Raw genomic sequence first — 15,995 nt, forward strand, 5'->3', positions numbered from 1 at the left:
CTGGACCTTAGAGAAAGTGTATTCTTTTTTAGGTAAATAAATTAGAAATTTGCTAGATTTAACATAAACAAAATAAACACATCTAATTTTATTAAAATTGATAAAATTAAATGTGTTCATGAATAATTCAGGATAAATAATATCAGACCATTTTGGAGTAGAAATAGAAGTTCATATTTAATTTAGGCAAACACTCTTGATTATAAATTAATATATTCAAGAGTGTTTTTTACTTTGATAGAGAGTAAATTATGAATTTAATATAATAGTTTAAGATATATATATTAAATTAGATATAAAAAATATATGAAATAATTGACAAAGAATATAAAAATCAATATTATTTATCGTAATAGTATATTGAAAATTCAGTGAAAAAGAGAGTAGCTTAGGTGGAGTTTATAGAGAGCTGGGGAGAGGTGGAATCCTAGTAACAAGATTTGAGTGAAGAGAGCTTTAGAGAAGATTACCTGAAAGTAAGTATGGTAATAGGATTGTCTCGCCTTAAGAGATTTAAGATGATAAGAAAAAACTTATCAATAAGAGTGGTACCGCGGAAATATCGCCTCTTAGCATTAATATGCTAAGGGGCGTTTTTTTTATACTATTTATAATATTAACTATGGGGGATATAAAAATGGCAAATGTAAACTTAGAAGGTAGAAGCTTACTTACTTTAAAAGATTATACTAAAGATGAAATAAGATATTTATTATCTTTAGCAAGTTATTTAAAAACAAAGAAGAAGATTGGAATAAAAGACAACTTACTACAAGGAAAAAATATAGCATTACTATTCGAAAAAAATTCTACAAGAACTAGATGTGCTTTTGAGGTTGCTGCTTTTGATGAGGGGGCATGTACAACTTATTTAGGACCTGGAGATTGCCATATGGGGAAAAAAGAATCTGTAGAAGATACAGCCAAAGTATTAGGTCGATTTTATGATGGAATAGAGTTTAGAGGATTTAAACAAGAAACTGTTGATATTTTAGCCAAAGCTTCAGGAGTTCCAGTATGGAATGGATTAACAGATATGTACCATCCAACGCAGATACTTGCAGACTTTTTAACTGTAATTGAGCATTGTAATAAACCACTAGAGCATATAAAATTTGTGTATGTAGGAGATGCAAGAAACAATATGGGAAATTCTTTAATGACAGGTTGTGCAAAAATGGGTATGAAATTTGTTGCACTTGCTCCAAAAAAACTTTGGCCAGAAGAAATTTTAGTAGAAGAAATGAAAGAAATTGCCAAGGAATCAAGAGGTAGTGTTATTTTAACAGAAAGTATGGAGGATATTAAAAATGCAGATGTAATTTATACAGATGTATGGGTATCTATGGGAGAAGAAGATCAGTATGAAGAAAGAATAAATTTACTTAAGGATTATCAAGTTAATATGAAAATGATAGAAAAAATAGGAAAAGAAGATACTATATTTTTACACTGTCTACCAGCTTTTCATGATTTAGAAACAAAAATAGGAAAAGAAATATATGAAAAATACGGTTTAAAAGAACTGGAAGTAACTGATGAAGTATTCAACTCTAAATACTCAAAAGTATTTGATGAATCAGAAAATAGAGTGCATACTATAAAAGCTGTAATGGTTGCAACTATCAGTGATTTTAAATTAAATAATTAACATAATTGAAATAGCATAGTTGCCCTTTTAATAAGGCTACTATGCTATTTCAATTATGTTACTTTGATAAGTTCCTATTATTTGCTTTTATTATATCATAATAAGACCGTAATTTTAACCATAACTTATTGAATAAAATACCAATTTAAACTACTATTAGCTTATAATCATAAACTTTTAGGGGGCAAATAATATGTGGCAAACAAAAGATGAATTAATCAAACTTACTTTAGAACTTGTAAAGATAAAAAGTGTATCATCTACTAAAGATGAAACAGAAATAGCAAAGTTTATATACGAAAAGCTAAAGCAATTAGATTATTATAAAAAAAATCCTAATCATTTATTTTTACAACCTGTAAATGATGATTTAGATAGATACTTTGTATGTGCTTTAATGAAATCTAAAAAGAAAATTGATAAAACACTTTTAATAATATCGCATATGGATACTGCAGATATTGAAAATGCAGGTCAATTAAAAAAATATATACTTGACCCTTATGTTTATACAGAAAAACTTAAGGAAAATATTCATACACTAGATGAAGAATCAAGAAAGGACTTATTATCAGGGAAGTATTTATTTGGAAGAGGCATAATGGATATGAAAATGGGTCTTGCAATGCAAATGTCTTTAATAGAACGCTATAGTGAAGATGAAAATTTTGAAGGTAATTTACTTTTAATATCAGTACCTGACGAAGAATCAAACTCTAAGGGAGCAATTAGTGCAATTCCATTTATAAATCAAATAATAAAAGAGCATAACTTAAGTCCAATAGCAGTATTAAATTCCGAACCTGATTTTGGAGCATACCCAGGAGATGATAATAAGTACGTTTATTTTGGAACTTGTGGTAAATTACTTTTAGGATTTTACATTATAGGAAAAGAAGTTCATGTTGGAGAAAGTTTATCTGGTCTAAATCCAAATTTAATAGGAGCTGAAATATTATCAAGATTAGATTTAAATACAGATTTATGCGAAAAGGTAGGTAGTGAAATTACTATGCCGCCAACTTGTTTAAAATATGAAGATACAAAAAAATGCTACAATATACAAATGCCACCAAGTTCTATAATGTATTATAATATACAAACCTTAAAATCTAACCCAAAACAAATTATAGTAAAAATAAAAGATATATGTAATGAAGCAGCAGTATCAGTACATGACAAAATAAAAACCTCAAAGGAAAAATATGAAATATTATCATGCTCAAAAGTACAAGTTGAAAATGTCAATATAAAAATATATACTTTTGATGAACTGTATAAAAAAAAATATATTCAAGAAGGAGAAAACTTTGTACAGCATATAAATAAAAAAATAGAACTTTGGTCAATTGACAAAACCTTAGATGAAAGAGATATTACATCAAATATTGTATCAGAAGTATGTAATTTTGCAAAAGGAGAAGGGCCGATAATAGTTATTTTTTTTGCACCACCATACTATCCTCATGTAGGAATGGATGAAAGTAATTTAAAGCACCAAAAAATTATAAGTGCTACAAAAGAGGTTATTGCTTATGCAAAAGATAACTATAATGAGGATATAAAAATACAGAAATATTTCAAAGGCTTATCAGACCTTAGTTATTTTGCACTACAAGATGGAGAAGAAGTAGTAAAATATTTAAAGCCTAATATGCCAATTCTAGGATACAAATACAATATACCCTTTGAAGAGATAAAGAAATTAAATTTACCCGTTTTAAATTATGGACCACATGGTAAAGACCCTCATAAGTTTACGGAGAGAATATTAGTAGATTATTCTTTCAATGTGACACCTAAGTTAGTAAGACAAATAGTGGAAAAAATAATAACTATGTAATGGAGATGCTAAATATGTCTAACAATCAAGTGCTCGGAACTGAATCTATAGGAAAACTATTACTAAAATACTCTATCCCAGCTATAATAGGTATGTTAGTAAATGGTTTATATAATGTAATAGATAGAATATTTATAGGTAATATACCTAATGTAGGTTCTTTAGCTATAACTGGTCTTGGAGTAACTATGCCTATAACTACTATAATATTGGCTTTTGGTATGTTAATAGGTCTTGGAACTACAACTAATATATCAATTAAACTAGGTCAAGGAAAAAAAGAAGAAGCTCAAAAGCTAATTGGTAATGCTATGACTATGTCAGTGTTTGTAGGAGCAATACTTACAGTAGTGGGGCTAGTATTTCAAGATAAAATTTTAATAGCATTTGGGGCTAGTGAAGATACTTTAGAATATGCAAAAGCTTTTACACAAATAATTTTATTGGGAACAATACCAAATTTATTTGCTTTTTCTTTAAATCATTCAATTAGAGCTGATGGTAGTCCTAAAATCTCAGCAGGAATAATGATAATTGGATGTGTAACAAATATAATATTAGATGCTTTATTTATATTTAAATTTAATATGGGAATAAGAGGAGCTGCCTTAGCTACTGTAACAGCTCAAACACTTACTTCTATTTTAACTTTAATTTATTACTTAGGTGGAAATTCAAATCTTAAATTTGAAAAGAAAAACTTAAAAATAGATAAAAAATTAATAGGTGGAGTTTTTGCAATAGGCTTATCTCCTTTTGCAATGCAGTTAGCTGCAAGTTCAGTACAAGTAATATCTAATCATGTTTTAAAATTATATGGAGGGGACCTGGCAATAGGAGCAATGACAACTATATCTTCAGTAGCAATGGTATTTTTAATGCCTATATTTGGATTAAATCAGGGAGCTCAACCTATAATAGGTTTTAATTATGGAGCAAAACAATATCAAAGAGTAAAAAAGACTTATTTATGTTCTTTATGTGCAGCAACAATAATACTTTGCCTAGGAACATTTGTAGTACAAACATTTCCAGCAGCTATAGTAGGTTTATTTAATAAAGACCCGAATCTTATGAAAATATCAATTGATGGAATAAAAATCTACTTGTTAATGTTGCCTATAGTTGGAATCAGTATAACTGGAATCAATTTCATGCAGTCTATTGGAAAAGCTAAAACTGCTATGTTTTTAAGCCTGCTAAGACAAGTAATACTACTAATACCAGCAATACTTATATTACCTAGATTTTTTAATTTACAGGGAATATGGATGGCTCAGCCAGTTGCAGATTTTATTTCTGTTGCTATAACTGGAATAATAGTTATTTATGAATTAAAAAGCTACAAAAAAAATAATAATAAGGAACTTGAAAATTTCAATGTAGAATTAGCTATAGAAAAAACTTCAAAAGATTAATAATGTAAAAGACCTATAATTACTCAATGAGTATTATAGGTCTTTTACATTATAATTGTAACCTTTAGTCTAAATTTATCATAATTTATATGGAAATAGGATATTCCTATTTTCCATAGAAAGTGCAAAAAGGGGATGTAGTGATGGAAGATAATATTAAATTAGTTCCTTTTAGCAATGAAGGTGTAGTTACTGATTTAGCATATACTATTCCATATGGTGTAAACTTAATTAATGCTCCAGCTATCTGGAATAAAGGTTACACTGGAAAAGGAGTAACTATAGCTATTATTGATACAGGTTGTGATACAAAACATCCTGCATTAAGTGGAAGTATTATAGGTGGCAAAAACTTTACTACAGATGATAAATCAAACCCTAATATATATGAAGACTATCAAGGACATGGAACTCATGTTGCAGGAACTATAGCGGCAAATACAAATAATGTTGGTATAACAGGTGTAGCACCTAATGCTAATTTATTAATACTAAAAGCACTAGACAAAAATGGAAGTGGAAGTATTACATCTATAATAAATGCTATAAATTATGCAATACAGCAAAAAGTAGATATAATCTCTATGTCATTAGGAGGGCCTTCAGACGTAAAAGCGTTACACGATGCAGTAGTTTTAGCTATAAATCAAAATATATTAGTTGTATGTGCAGCAGGAAATAGAGGAGATAATGGAAATCCAAATACTGATGAGTTTGATTACCCTGGTGCATATGATGAGGTTGTAGAAGTAGGAGCAATAGATAAAAATAAAAATATTGCACCATTTACAGATTCTAATAAGTTTGTAGATGTAGTAGCCCCAGGTGTTGCTATTTTATCCACGTATAAAAATCAATCCTATGCAACTTTAAGTGGAACAAGTATGGCTACACCACATGTAACTGGAGCTTTAGCTTTATTGATAGAATGGTCTATAAAAGAATTCGGAAGAAAATTGACAGAATCAGAGTATTATGCTCAGCTTGTAAAGTGTACTAATACATTAAATTATGCTAGAACCCTTCAAGGAAATGGATATGTCTATTTAAATATGTACAACACAAAATAAATATAAATAGCTTAAAGGTGTAGTACCTTTAAGCTATCTTTTTATAAAAAGTAGATTATATAATTAATTTCAAATTAGAAAAAATAATTTCCAAAATTTTATCATTAAAAAACAATATTAATTTCTATATTTACTGATAAAAGAAAAAAATTAACTAATACTATTATAAAAAGAAAAATTAACTAAAATCACACATAAGATGACATGAATTATGTATTAGGCATTGGAGGAAAGCTTATGGGCAAAAAAATTGATAAAAAAAAGGCAACTATTATTTTAAGTGGTGGAGCAATTTTAATAATGTCCATTGCTAATATTAATATAAGTTATGGAAATTTTAAAAATAATTATAGTTTTAACATGCAAACTTTATCCACAAATACTATTACAGATATGATATGTAACACTATTGAAGAGGGTAATAAAGGTCCAAGTAAAAGTAGTGGTAAAGTTGCATATATAACAATAGATGATGGGCCCTCTAAGTATACAGAGGATATATTAAATATATTAGAAAAATACAATGCTAAAGGTACTTTTTTTATGATAGATAAAAATATGAAAGTTTATCCAGAAAAAGTTAAAAGTGTAATTGAAAAAGGCAATTCAGTGGGCCTTCATAGTGTATCTCATGATATAAATAAACTTTATAAAAATAAAAATTCAGCTAAAGAAGAATTTGAAAGAAACAAAGAAACCTTTTATAAAATAACAGGACAAGAAACAAAATTAATAAGACTTCCTTATGGAAGTAAGCCATATACATCTCGTGAATCATATAATGTTTTAATAGATGAAGGATACAGTATTTGGGATTGGGATATAGATACACAAGATTGGAGGGCTACATCAGAACAAATTATACAAAATGTTAAATTATATTCAAAAAATCAAAATGAAATTATAATTTTAATGCATGAAAAAAAGCAAACAGTACAAGCCTTAGATAAATTATTAAGTTATTTATGTGATGAAGGATATGAGCTTTTAGCAATAGAACAAAATAAACATCCACAAAATTTTTGGCTTGGAAATTTATATAATGACTAAATGAGGTGTATTTTATTGAAAAAAAAAGCTTATATAGGAATAATACTATTGCTATCAATTACTCTTATAGGTTGTAGCGATAATAATATAGCAACAGTAAATGGAGTTCCTATACCCAAAGAAGAATATAATCAAACTATTAGAATAGTAAACAATACGAATAAATATATAAACGAAAAAGAATATAGTTCTATACTAGAAAACCAAAGTAAAAGCTTCAACAAAAACTTAGAAAACTCAATATTAGCATTTATGATAGATAATGAAATTATATATCAACAAGGAAATAAGTTAGGTATTGTTCCTAGCGATGAGGAAGTAAATTTTAAATATAAAGAAGTAGAAAAAGCTATAAATTCAAATCCGAATTACAAAGAAATTGTAGAGAATACAGATTTAGGAAAAGAGTATTTATTACGTTGTATATCAAAAGATATAGTGATTGGAAAATATAAGAAACACTTTGAAAATACTATAAATATAAGTGAAAAAGAAATAGAAGATTATTATAAAAATAATACAAAAGATTTTAATCAAAACGAGATAAATGCATCTCATATACTTATATCTACGGTAGATAGAAATAAAAATAGTGTAAATGATGAAGAAAAGGAAATGCTTAAAAAAAATGCTTCAGATATATTGCTTAGAATTAACAATGGAGAAACTTTTGAAGAACTGGCTAAAAAATATTCAGATGACAAGGTTACAGGAAAATACGGAGGAAACTTAGGATATTTTACAAAAGAAGCCAAAAATATTGAATTCACTAATTCTATTTTTAAGTTAAATAAAAGTGATTCATATAAAATAATAGAAACAAGTTACGGATATCACATAGTTAAGATAAATGATGAAAGAATAAGAATAAGAACGCTAGAAGAAAGTAAAAATGAAATAAAAGATGAAATATTAAACCAAAAGTATATAGAACATATAAAAAAATTAAATGAAATGTCGGATATTAGAAAAAAATAAAGTGATGTAAAATTCAAAATATTCATAAAAATTAAACGATATAATTGACAGTTGATAAATTTATAAATATAATTTGTAGTAATAATTAAATAATAAAAAGCCAAGACGGAGAGAAAAATGTTTATAAAGTTTGATTACAGAGAACCAACATTTGCTGAGAGTTGGATTAAACTATGCATATAATGATCACTCCTAAGCTTTCATACTGAAAAATATATTTTAATAAGTATGAACGTGTGCCAGCGTTAAAAGGTTAGGGTTAATATATTTGACCTAAGAAAGAGATGGTAGCTAAAAAGCTACAAATAAGGTGGTACCGCGAAATATAACTTTCGTCCTTATAAAAGATTTTATATTTTTTATAATGGCGGAAGTTTTTTTATACAAATATATAGGAGGTATTAAAAATGGATAAAGTTGTATATGCCGATTTAAATCAAGGTATAGATTCTTTTGTTAGAGTTACGATGACACTAAGAAGAAAAGAAATAAATATACAATCAATAAGAATGATAACAGATTCAAATAATAATGCATCAATAGAATTAACAATTAATGAAGATGTCTCATCAATAGAAACTGTATTAAATTATATGAGTAAATTACATGATGTAGAAAATATAGAAATTGAAAACAGAAATATATCTACAAGATATGCATAAATTGCAATTTGAAATTACTAAAAATAAAGAAGCTTATAAATAAGTATTGATGTTTAATACAAAAAACAATTTTACTTAATTAAAATATAAAATAAAACAAGGGGGAAATAAAAATGAAAAAGATGTACTATGATAAAGATGTAAATGTAGAAGTATTACAAGGAAAGAAAGTTGCAATATTAGGATATGGAAGTCAAGGTCATGCACATGCATTAAACCTTAAAGAGAGTGGTATCGATGTAATAGTAGGTCTTTATGAAGGAAGTAAATCAGCTAAAAAAGCTATGGAAGATGGATTTGAAGTGAAAAGTGTAGAAGATGCAACTAAAGAAAGTGATATAGTAATGTTACTTTTACCAGATACTGCTCAAAAAAAAATATATGAAAATAGCGTAAAAAATAATTTAAAAGATGGTCAAACATTAGCTTTTGCTCATGGATTTAATATACACTATGATCAAATAAAGCCGCCAGCAAATGTTGATGTTGTAATGGTTGCTCCAAAAGGACCAGGACATTTAGTAAGAAGAGTGTTTACAGAAGATAGTGGAGTACCAGCATTATATGCTGTTTATCAAAATTATACTGGAAATGCATATGAGGTAGTTTTGGCTTATGCAAAAGGGATAGGCGCTACAAGAGCAGGTGTATTAGAAACAACATTTAAAGAAGAAACTGAAACCGATTTGTTTGGAGAACAAGCAGTTCTTTGTGGTGGTGCAAGTGAACTTATAAAGGCAGGCTACAATACTTTAGTAGAAGCAGGATATCAAAAAGAAGTAGCATATTTCGAATGTTTGCATGAATTAAAACTAATAGTAGATTTACTATATCAAGGCGGTTTTGAAATGATGAGATATAGTATAAGTGATACTGCAGAGTATGGTGATTATGTAAGTGGTAAAAGAGTAGTAGGGGATGCTTCAAAGGCTGCAATGAAAGAAGTATTAAATGATATACAAAATGGAAAATTTGCTAAGGAATGGATAGAGGAAAATGAAAAAGGATTACCAAACTTCTTAAAATGGAGAAACGAAGACTTTAATATGCCAATGGCTGAAGTAGGTAGAGACTTAAGAAAAATGATGTCATTCTTAAATAAGGGGGAAGAAAAAAATGAGAAGCAACCATGTGAAGCAGGGACTAACTAAAGCTCCTCATAGATCCTTACTTAAAGCAAGTGGATATACGGATCAGGAAATAGAAAAACCTTTCGTAGGAATAGTAAACTCATTCAATGAAATAGTTCCTGGACATATACATCTAAGAGAATTAACTGAAGCGGTAAAAAGAGGAGTTTTAATAGGGGGGGGAACTCCCCTTGAATTCCCTTCTATAGCAGTGTGTGATGGTATAGCTATGAATCATGAAGGTATGAAATATTCTTTAGTAAGTAGAGAAATAATAGCGGATAGTATTGAAATAATGGCAAAAGCACATGGGTTGGACGGATTAGTATTAGTTCCAAGCTGTGATAAAGTTGTACCTGGAATGTTAATGGCAGCAGCTAGATTAAATATACCATGTATAGTAGTAAGTGGTGGACCAATGCTAGCAGGAAAGTTTAATGATAAATCTGCAGACTTAATAACCGTATTTGAAGCAGTAGGAAAAGTAAATAACAATGATATGAGCTATGAGGAATTATACGAACTAGAAGAAAGTGCTTGTCCTACATGTGGTTCTTGTGCAGGAATGTTTACAGCAAACTCTATGAACTGTATGACTGAAGCTTTAGGAATGGCATTAAGAGGAAATGGTACAATACCAGCTGTATATTCAAAAAGAAGAAGATTAGCAAAACAAACTGGTATGAAAATAATGGAACTTATAGAGAAAGATATAAAATCAAGAGACATAATGACAAAAGAAAGTTTTGAAAATGCATTAGCAGTAGATATGGCACTAGGGTGTTCTACAAATACTGTACTTCATTTAAGTGCAATAGCTTATGAGGCTGATGTTGAAATGGACTTAGATAAAATAAATTCAATAAGTAAGAAAACTCCTAATCTTTGTAAACTAAGTCCTGCAGGAAATCATTATATACAGGATTTAGATGAAGCTGGTGGAATCTACTCTGTTATGAATGAGTTAAGTAAAAATAATTTGATTAATAAAGAACTTATGACTTGTGAAGGTAAGGTAGTCTGTGAACTATTAAGAGAAAAGAAAAATAATGAAATAATAAAAAATATAGATTCTCCTTACTCTAGTAGTGGAGGAATAAAGGTATTAAAAGGAAGTCTTGCTCCAGATGGAGCTGTAATAAAAAAATCTGCCGTAGATGAAAGTGTTGTAGATTTTACAGGACCTGCAAGAGTATTTAATGGAGAATATGAAGCAGTAGATGCTATATTAAAAGGAACTATAAAGAAAGGTGAAGTTGTCGTAATAAGATATGAAGGACCAAAAGGTGGTCCAGGAATGAGAGAAATGCTAACGCCAACTTCGGCACTATCTGGAATAGGCCTTGATAGCAGTGTATGTCTTATAACAGATGGTAGATTCTCAGGTGGAACAAGAGGACTTTGTATAGGACACGTATCCCCTGAAGCTTATGAAGGAGGTCCTATTGGTCTAGTTGAAGAAGGAGATTTGATAAAAATAAGTTTAGCTAATGATAGTATAGATATATTAGTAGAAGAAAAAATTTTAAAAGAAAGAAAAGAAAAATTAGTAATAAAAGAAAGAAGCCTACAGGGATATCTAAAGAAATATGTTAAGCTGGTAAGTTCAGCATCGGATGGAGCTGTTTTTAAATAAAGATAAATGAAGAGAGTGAAGTATATGAATGGTGCAAGCTTATTATTAGAATGTTTGAAGAAAGAAAAGGTAGAAATGATATTTGGATATCCAGGAGGAGCAAATATACCACTTTACGATGCTTTATATGATTATGAAGAAGATTTTAATCATATAAGAACCGCACATGAGCAAGGATTGATTCATGCTGCAGATGGATATGCAAGAAGCACTAATAAAGTTGGTGTATGTTTTACAACATCAGGTCCAGGAGCAACAAATGCAGTAACTGGCATAGCAACTGCATTTATGGATTCAACACCAATGGTTATAATCACAGCCCAAGTGCCTAGAAGTTTACTGGGAAAAGATTCTTTTCAAGAAATAGATATAACAGGAGTAACTTTTCCAATCACAAAGCATAGTTACCTAGTAAGAAAAGTAGAAGATATACCTAATGTTGTAAAAGAAGCTTTTAAAGTAGCAAATAGTGGAAGAAAGGGACCTGTACTTGTAGATATACCAAAAGATGTATTTCTAACTGATATTACTTATAATGTAGATGATTATATACCATATGAAATAAAATCAGAGGAAAAAAATATTGATAATTCTGAAATAAAAAAAATAATAAATTTAATAAATAAATCTAAAAAACCTATAATTTATGCTGGAGGTGGAGTAAAGTCTTCAAATACTGAAAATCTATTAAATGAATTTGCAACTAAGATAGATACCCCCATTGTAAATAGCCTTATGGGACTTTCTTCTATAGATAGAGACCATGAATTGTCTATGGGAATGGTAGGTATGCATGGAAGTCAAGAAAGTAACTTAGCAATTAGTAATTGTGACTTACTAATTGGAATAGGTGTAAGGTTTAGTGATAGAGTTATAAGTAAAAGCTCGGAGTTTGCAAAAAATGCAGATATAGTACACATTGATATAGATAAAAGTGAGGTCAATAAAAATATAAATACAGATGTGTCTATAATTGGAGATATTGGAGAAACATTGAATTTATTAATTGATGGTCTAAATAATAAAAACAATTATAAATGGAAAGAAGAAATAAAGTATTTTGAAAATTTAAAGGAAATTCCGGAAGAAGAATTTCATCCTCAAAATATACTTAGAGAAGTAAATAAAAAACTAGGAGAAGAAACTATCTTAGTAACAGATGTAGGACAACATCAAATGTGGGCAGCTAAGTACTGGAATTTCAAAACCGGTAAAAAATTTATAACATCAGCAGGTCTAGGAACTATGGGATTTGGTTTAGGAGCAGCTATTGGAGCGAAAGTTGCTAATCAAGAAAAAACAGTTATTTTAGTTACTGGTGATGGAAGCTTTAGAATGAATTGTAATGAATTAGCTACAGTATCAGCATACAATATACCTGTTGTAATACTTTTATTAAATAATGGTTCATTAGGAATGGTAAGACAGTGGCAAAAATTATTTTCAGGGAAAAGATATTCTCAAACTGATATTCAAGACAATGTAGATTATATAAAATTGGGCAATGCATATAACATAGAGGGATATATGGCTAGCACTATGATAGAATTAAAAACAGCATTAGAAAAAATAAATATTAATAAACCTGTAATTTTGCAATGTAATATAAATAAAGATTATGATGTATATCCAATAGTACCACCAAATGATAAGTTAGAAAATTTAATATGCGATTAATTTAAAACACCTACTATTTATGTGGGTGTTTTTATGTATAATAATATTAAACATATAAATTTGATAAGGTTGGGGATAAAATGAACAAAGAAAAAAATACTATAGTAGTAAATTATAAAAATAATAAAATAAAGGCAAAATTAATATATAGGAAGAGAAAAAACATAACTATTCAAATAAAACCAAAAGAAAATGTGACAATTATTACTCCATCACAAGTGCCTATAACAAAATTAGAAGAAATATTAGTAGAAAAAGGAGATTGGATACTAAAAAAAATTGAAGAATATAAAGATGTAGAATATATAGATGAGGAAAGAGAACTAAAAACAGGCACAAAATTATTTTATTTAGGTAAAGAATATGTTTTAAAAGTAATAAAAAATACATCAATTGCAACTAAAAGACCAGAAATATATATAATTGATAATAATATAATTTTTAATGGTAGCAGTGATGAAAATGAATATATAAAATTACATTTGAAACAATGGTATAAAAAAGAAAGTGAAAAAATTATAATAGAGAGATTAATTAAGTGTAGAGAAAACTCTCAAACGATGATGAAATTAATACCAAGTACTTTAAAAGTAAAAGAACAAAAGAGAAGATGGGGTACATGTACCTCTAAAAGAGCAATCTATATCAATTCTAAAATAGCTATGGCTAGGCCTGAATCCATAGATTATATCTTAATTCATGAATTTAGCCATTTAGTACATTTAAATCACTCAAAGGATTTTTATAATTTAGTAAAAAGCATGATGCCAGACTATAAATTAGAAGAAGAATGGCTAAAAAAATATAGCTATATGTTAACTTTATAATCTAAGAATACAAATAAAAGCATATAATTTATTAATGTATTCTTAGATTATAAAGGGAGGGATTGGTATGCCAAAAGATACTTCAAAAGATAACTGCAAAAGTGAATCTCAAAATAATACCTCTCAAAATTTAAATTTGGGTTTAGATAAGTTTAGTTATGGAGACTTTGTAGTATTATCTTCTATTATAGCTTATGCTATTGCAGAAGAATTAAACCAAACAGATTTAGAGCTATTACTAGCTTTTTTAGGGATGATATCTTCAGATATAGCAATACTTTTAATAAAACAGGGTATTGATAATGCAAAATTAAATGGTGCGATAGAAACTACTGTACAAGAAACTGCAAATGAAAGTGTATCATCACAATTAGCTAGAAAATCTAAATATAAAAAAGTAAAAAGAGTAAAATATAAAGTTAAAGGATAAGATTTATTTTTTTATAATATAATTGGTAAATAAATAGTTTGAAAAAAATGGTAAAAAAACAAAATACTTAAAATAATATTGACATTAGTATGTTAATATTATAGCATAATTTGTGGAAAACAATATCACAACATGGAGGGAAGCAATAATGGGAGAAAGTTCATTTTTATCACAATTCCTTATGATTACAGATATTAAGACAGTTTTATTCATAGCTGTACTTATAGGGACATTCTTTATTGTTAAGCAATTTGAAAAGAAGAAAATTAAATTTTCTACAAGAACAATTTTAGCAACAATTATAGGACTTATATTAGGGGTAATAATACAATTAGTAGCAAAGCTACCTGAAGATCCATCAACTGTAACTTGGTTACAAGAAGTAACTAAGTGGTATGGATTATTTGGATACGGATTTATGGATTTATTGAAAATGTTAGTTGTTCCAATGGTATTTGTATCAATAATAAGAGTTATAATAAATATGGGTGAAGGTGACAATCTAGGAACTGTAGCCTTTAGATCATTAGGTATGCTTTTACTTACAACTGCAATTGCAGCAATAGTTGGTATTATAGTTGGAAATGTTATGAAGTTAGGTGTTGGAGCGAATGTAGTAGTTGCTGCTGATACAGAGCTTAGAGAAATAACACCTCTAGTAGATACTTTAAGAGGATTACTACCATCAAATCCAGTAGCATCAATGACTGAAGGAAATATAGTAGCAGTAATAATATTTGCTACATTCTTAGGACTAGCAGTTAAGAGATTAAACAAAAAGCAGGCTAGCGTAATAAAGCCTTTTGTTGATTTAGTAGAAGCGTTCTACAAAATAATAGTTAGTGTAGCTATGACTGTGATTAAGTTTATGCCATATGCAGTGGTTGCATTACTTGCTAATACAATAACAGCTCGTGGATTATCCTCTATGATTTCAGTTGTACAATTTGTAGCTGCATTATATATATCGGTTGCAATAATGTTTGTTATACATTTAGTAATAATAGCCTTAAATGGATTAAATCCCGTAACTTATATGAAAAATGCTGCACAACCATTAATACTAGCATTTACATCTCGTTCAAGTTTAGGAACATTACCTGTCACTATAGATTCATTAAAAGAGAACCAAGGTGTAGATGAAGGTATAGCAAGTTTTACAGCAAGCTTAGGTGCTAATATGGGTATGAATGGATGTGCTGGTATATATCCTGCTTTAATGGCTGTTACTATAGCAAATATGGCGAATGTTGAAATGAACATAAGCTTCTATGCTATGTTATTAGTAGTAATAACAATCAGTTCATTAGGTATTGCAGGTCTTCCAGGAACTGCAACTATGGCTGTTTCAGTAGTTTTATCTGGTGTAGGACTTGGTGCTTATTTCCCTCTAGCTGGTGGAATACTTGCAATAGACCCAATACTAGATATGGGACGTACTTTCTTAAATGTAAATGGAGCAACCGCTACAGCGATAACTGTTGCTAATTCATTAGGTAAAGTAGAAAAAGATACATTTAATAGTATAAACAATATATTAAATAATGATCAAAAATCTGCTTAATAATTTTAAAAAGCTATCTTACCCATGTAAGGTAGCTTTTTTAGTGTAAATCTTTTTAA

General features: G+C 28.6%; 13 protein-coding genes and 2 other annotated features. All 13 genes read left to right on the plus strand.

Annotation, left to right across the window (positions count from 1 at the left end; all coding sequences use genetic code 11):
* Window positions 1–362: 362 nt before the first annotated feature.
* Window positions 363–573 (plus strand) — a binding site (T-box leader).
* A 64-nt stretch (window positions 574–637) separates the two neighbouring features.
* Window positions 638–1,651, plus strand: a complete 1,014-nt coding sequence (gene argF, locus ACRC03_RS03020) for an ornithine carbamoyltransferase (protein WP_438651070.1) — start codon at window positions 638–640, stop codon at window positions 1,649–1,651.
* Between the two features lie 193 nt (window positions 1,652–1,844).
* The gene (locus ACRC03_RS03025; RefSeq protein WP_438651071.1) at window positions 1,845–3,494 is read left to right on the plus strand and encodes a M20/M25/M40 family metallo-hydrolase; all 1,650 of its coding nucleotides are present in this window, start codon (window positions 1,845–1,847) and stop codon (window positions 3,492–3,494) included.
* 14 nt (window positions 3,495–3,508) lie between these two features.
* On the plus strand, window positions 3,509–4,912 hold the full coding sequence (locus ACRC03_RS03030; protein WP_438651072.1) for an MATE family efflux transporter: 1,404 nt from the start codon (window positions 3,509–3,511) through the stop codon (window positions 4,910–4,912).
* A gap of 143 nt (window positions 4,913–5,055) precedes the next feature.
* Window positions 5,056–5,982: a S8 family peptidase gene (locus ACRC03_RS03035; protein WP_438651073.1), complete on the plus strand. Its 927-nt coding sequence runs from the start codon at window positions 5,056–5,058 to the stop codon at window positions 5,980–5,982.
* A 237-nt stretch (window positions 5,983–6,219) separates the two neighbouring features.
* The gene (locus tag ACRC03_RS03040; protein WP_438651074.1) at window positions 6,220–7,032 is read left to right on the plus strand and encodes a polysaccharide deacetylase family protein; all 813 of its coding nucleotides are present in this window, start codon (window positions 6,220–6,222) and stop codon (window positions 7,030–7,032) included.
* 15 nt (window positions 7,033–7,047) lie between these two features.
* A complete protein-coding gene (locus tag ACRC03_RS03045) occupies window positions 7,048–8,010 on the plus strand; it encodes a peptidylprolyl isomerase (RefSeq protein WP_438651075.1) in 963 nt (320 codons plus the stop codon).
* A gap of 93 nt (window positions 8,011–8,103) precedes the next feature.
* Window positions 8,104–8,353 (plus strand) — a binding site (T-box leader).
* A 64-nt stretch (window positions 8,354–8,417) separates the two neighbouring features.
* The gene (locus ACRC03_RS03050; RefSeq protein ID WP_438651076.1) at window positions 8,418–8,672 is read left to right on the plus strand and encodes an ACT domain-containing protein; all 255 of its coding nucleotides are present in this window, start codon (window positions 8,418–8,420) and stop codon (window positions 8,670–8,672) included.
* Window positions 8,673–8,785: 113 nt separating this feature from the next.
* Complete coding sequence (gene ilvC / locus ACRC03_RS03055) at window positions 8,786–9,823, plus strand: ketol-acid reductoisomerase (protein WP_438651077.1); 1,038 nt, start codon at window positions 8,786–8,788, stop codon at window positions 9,821–9,823.
* On the plus strand, window positions 9,789–11,438 hold the full coding sequence (gene ilvD / locus ACRC03_RS03060; protein ID WP_438651078.1) for a dihydroxy-acid dehydratase: 1,650 nt from the start codon (window positions 9,789–9,791) through the stop codon (window positions 11,436–11,438). The genes ilvC and ilvD overlap by 35 nt, the downstream gene beginning before the upstream one ends.
* 6 nt (window positions 11,439–11,444) lie before the next feature.
* On the plus strand, window positions 11,445–13,115 hold the full coding sequence (ilvB, locus tag ACRC03_RS03065; RefSeq protein ID WP_438651079.1) for a biosynthetic-type acetolactate synthase large subunit: 1,671 nt from the start codon (window positions 11,445–11,447) through the stop codon (window positions 13,113–13,115).
* A gap of 80 nt (window positions 13,116–13,195) precedes the next feature.
* Window positions 13,196–13,942, plus strand: coding sequence for a M48 family metallopeptidase (locus ACRC03_RS03070; protein WP_438651080.1), 747 nt, complete (start codon window positions 13,196–13,198; stop codon window positions 13,940–13,942).
* A gap of 67 nt (window positions 13,943–14,009) precedes the next feature.
* Entirely contained in the window at window positions 14,010–14,372 is a 363-nt protein-coding gene (locus ACRC03_RS03075) for a hypothetical protein (protein ID WP_438651081.1), read from the plus strand.
* Between the two features lie 148 nt (window positions 14,373–14,520).
* Window positions 14,521–15,936 carry a cation:dicarboxylate symporter family transporter gene (locus ACRC03_RS03080; protein WP_438651082.1) on the plus strand — a complete coding sequence of 472 codons (1,416 nt, stop codon included), beginning with the start codon at window positions 14,521–14,523 and terminating at the stop codon, window positions 15,934–15,936.
* Window positions 15,937–15,995 lie beyond the last annotated feature (59 nt).

Origin of the sequence: Romboutsia sp. (assembly GCF_051659545.1) — a bacterium.
GTDB lineage: Bacteria > Bacillota > Clostridia > Peptostreptococcales > Peptostreptococcaceae > JBOFOR01.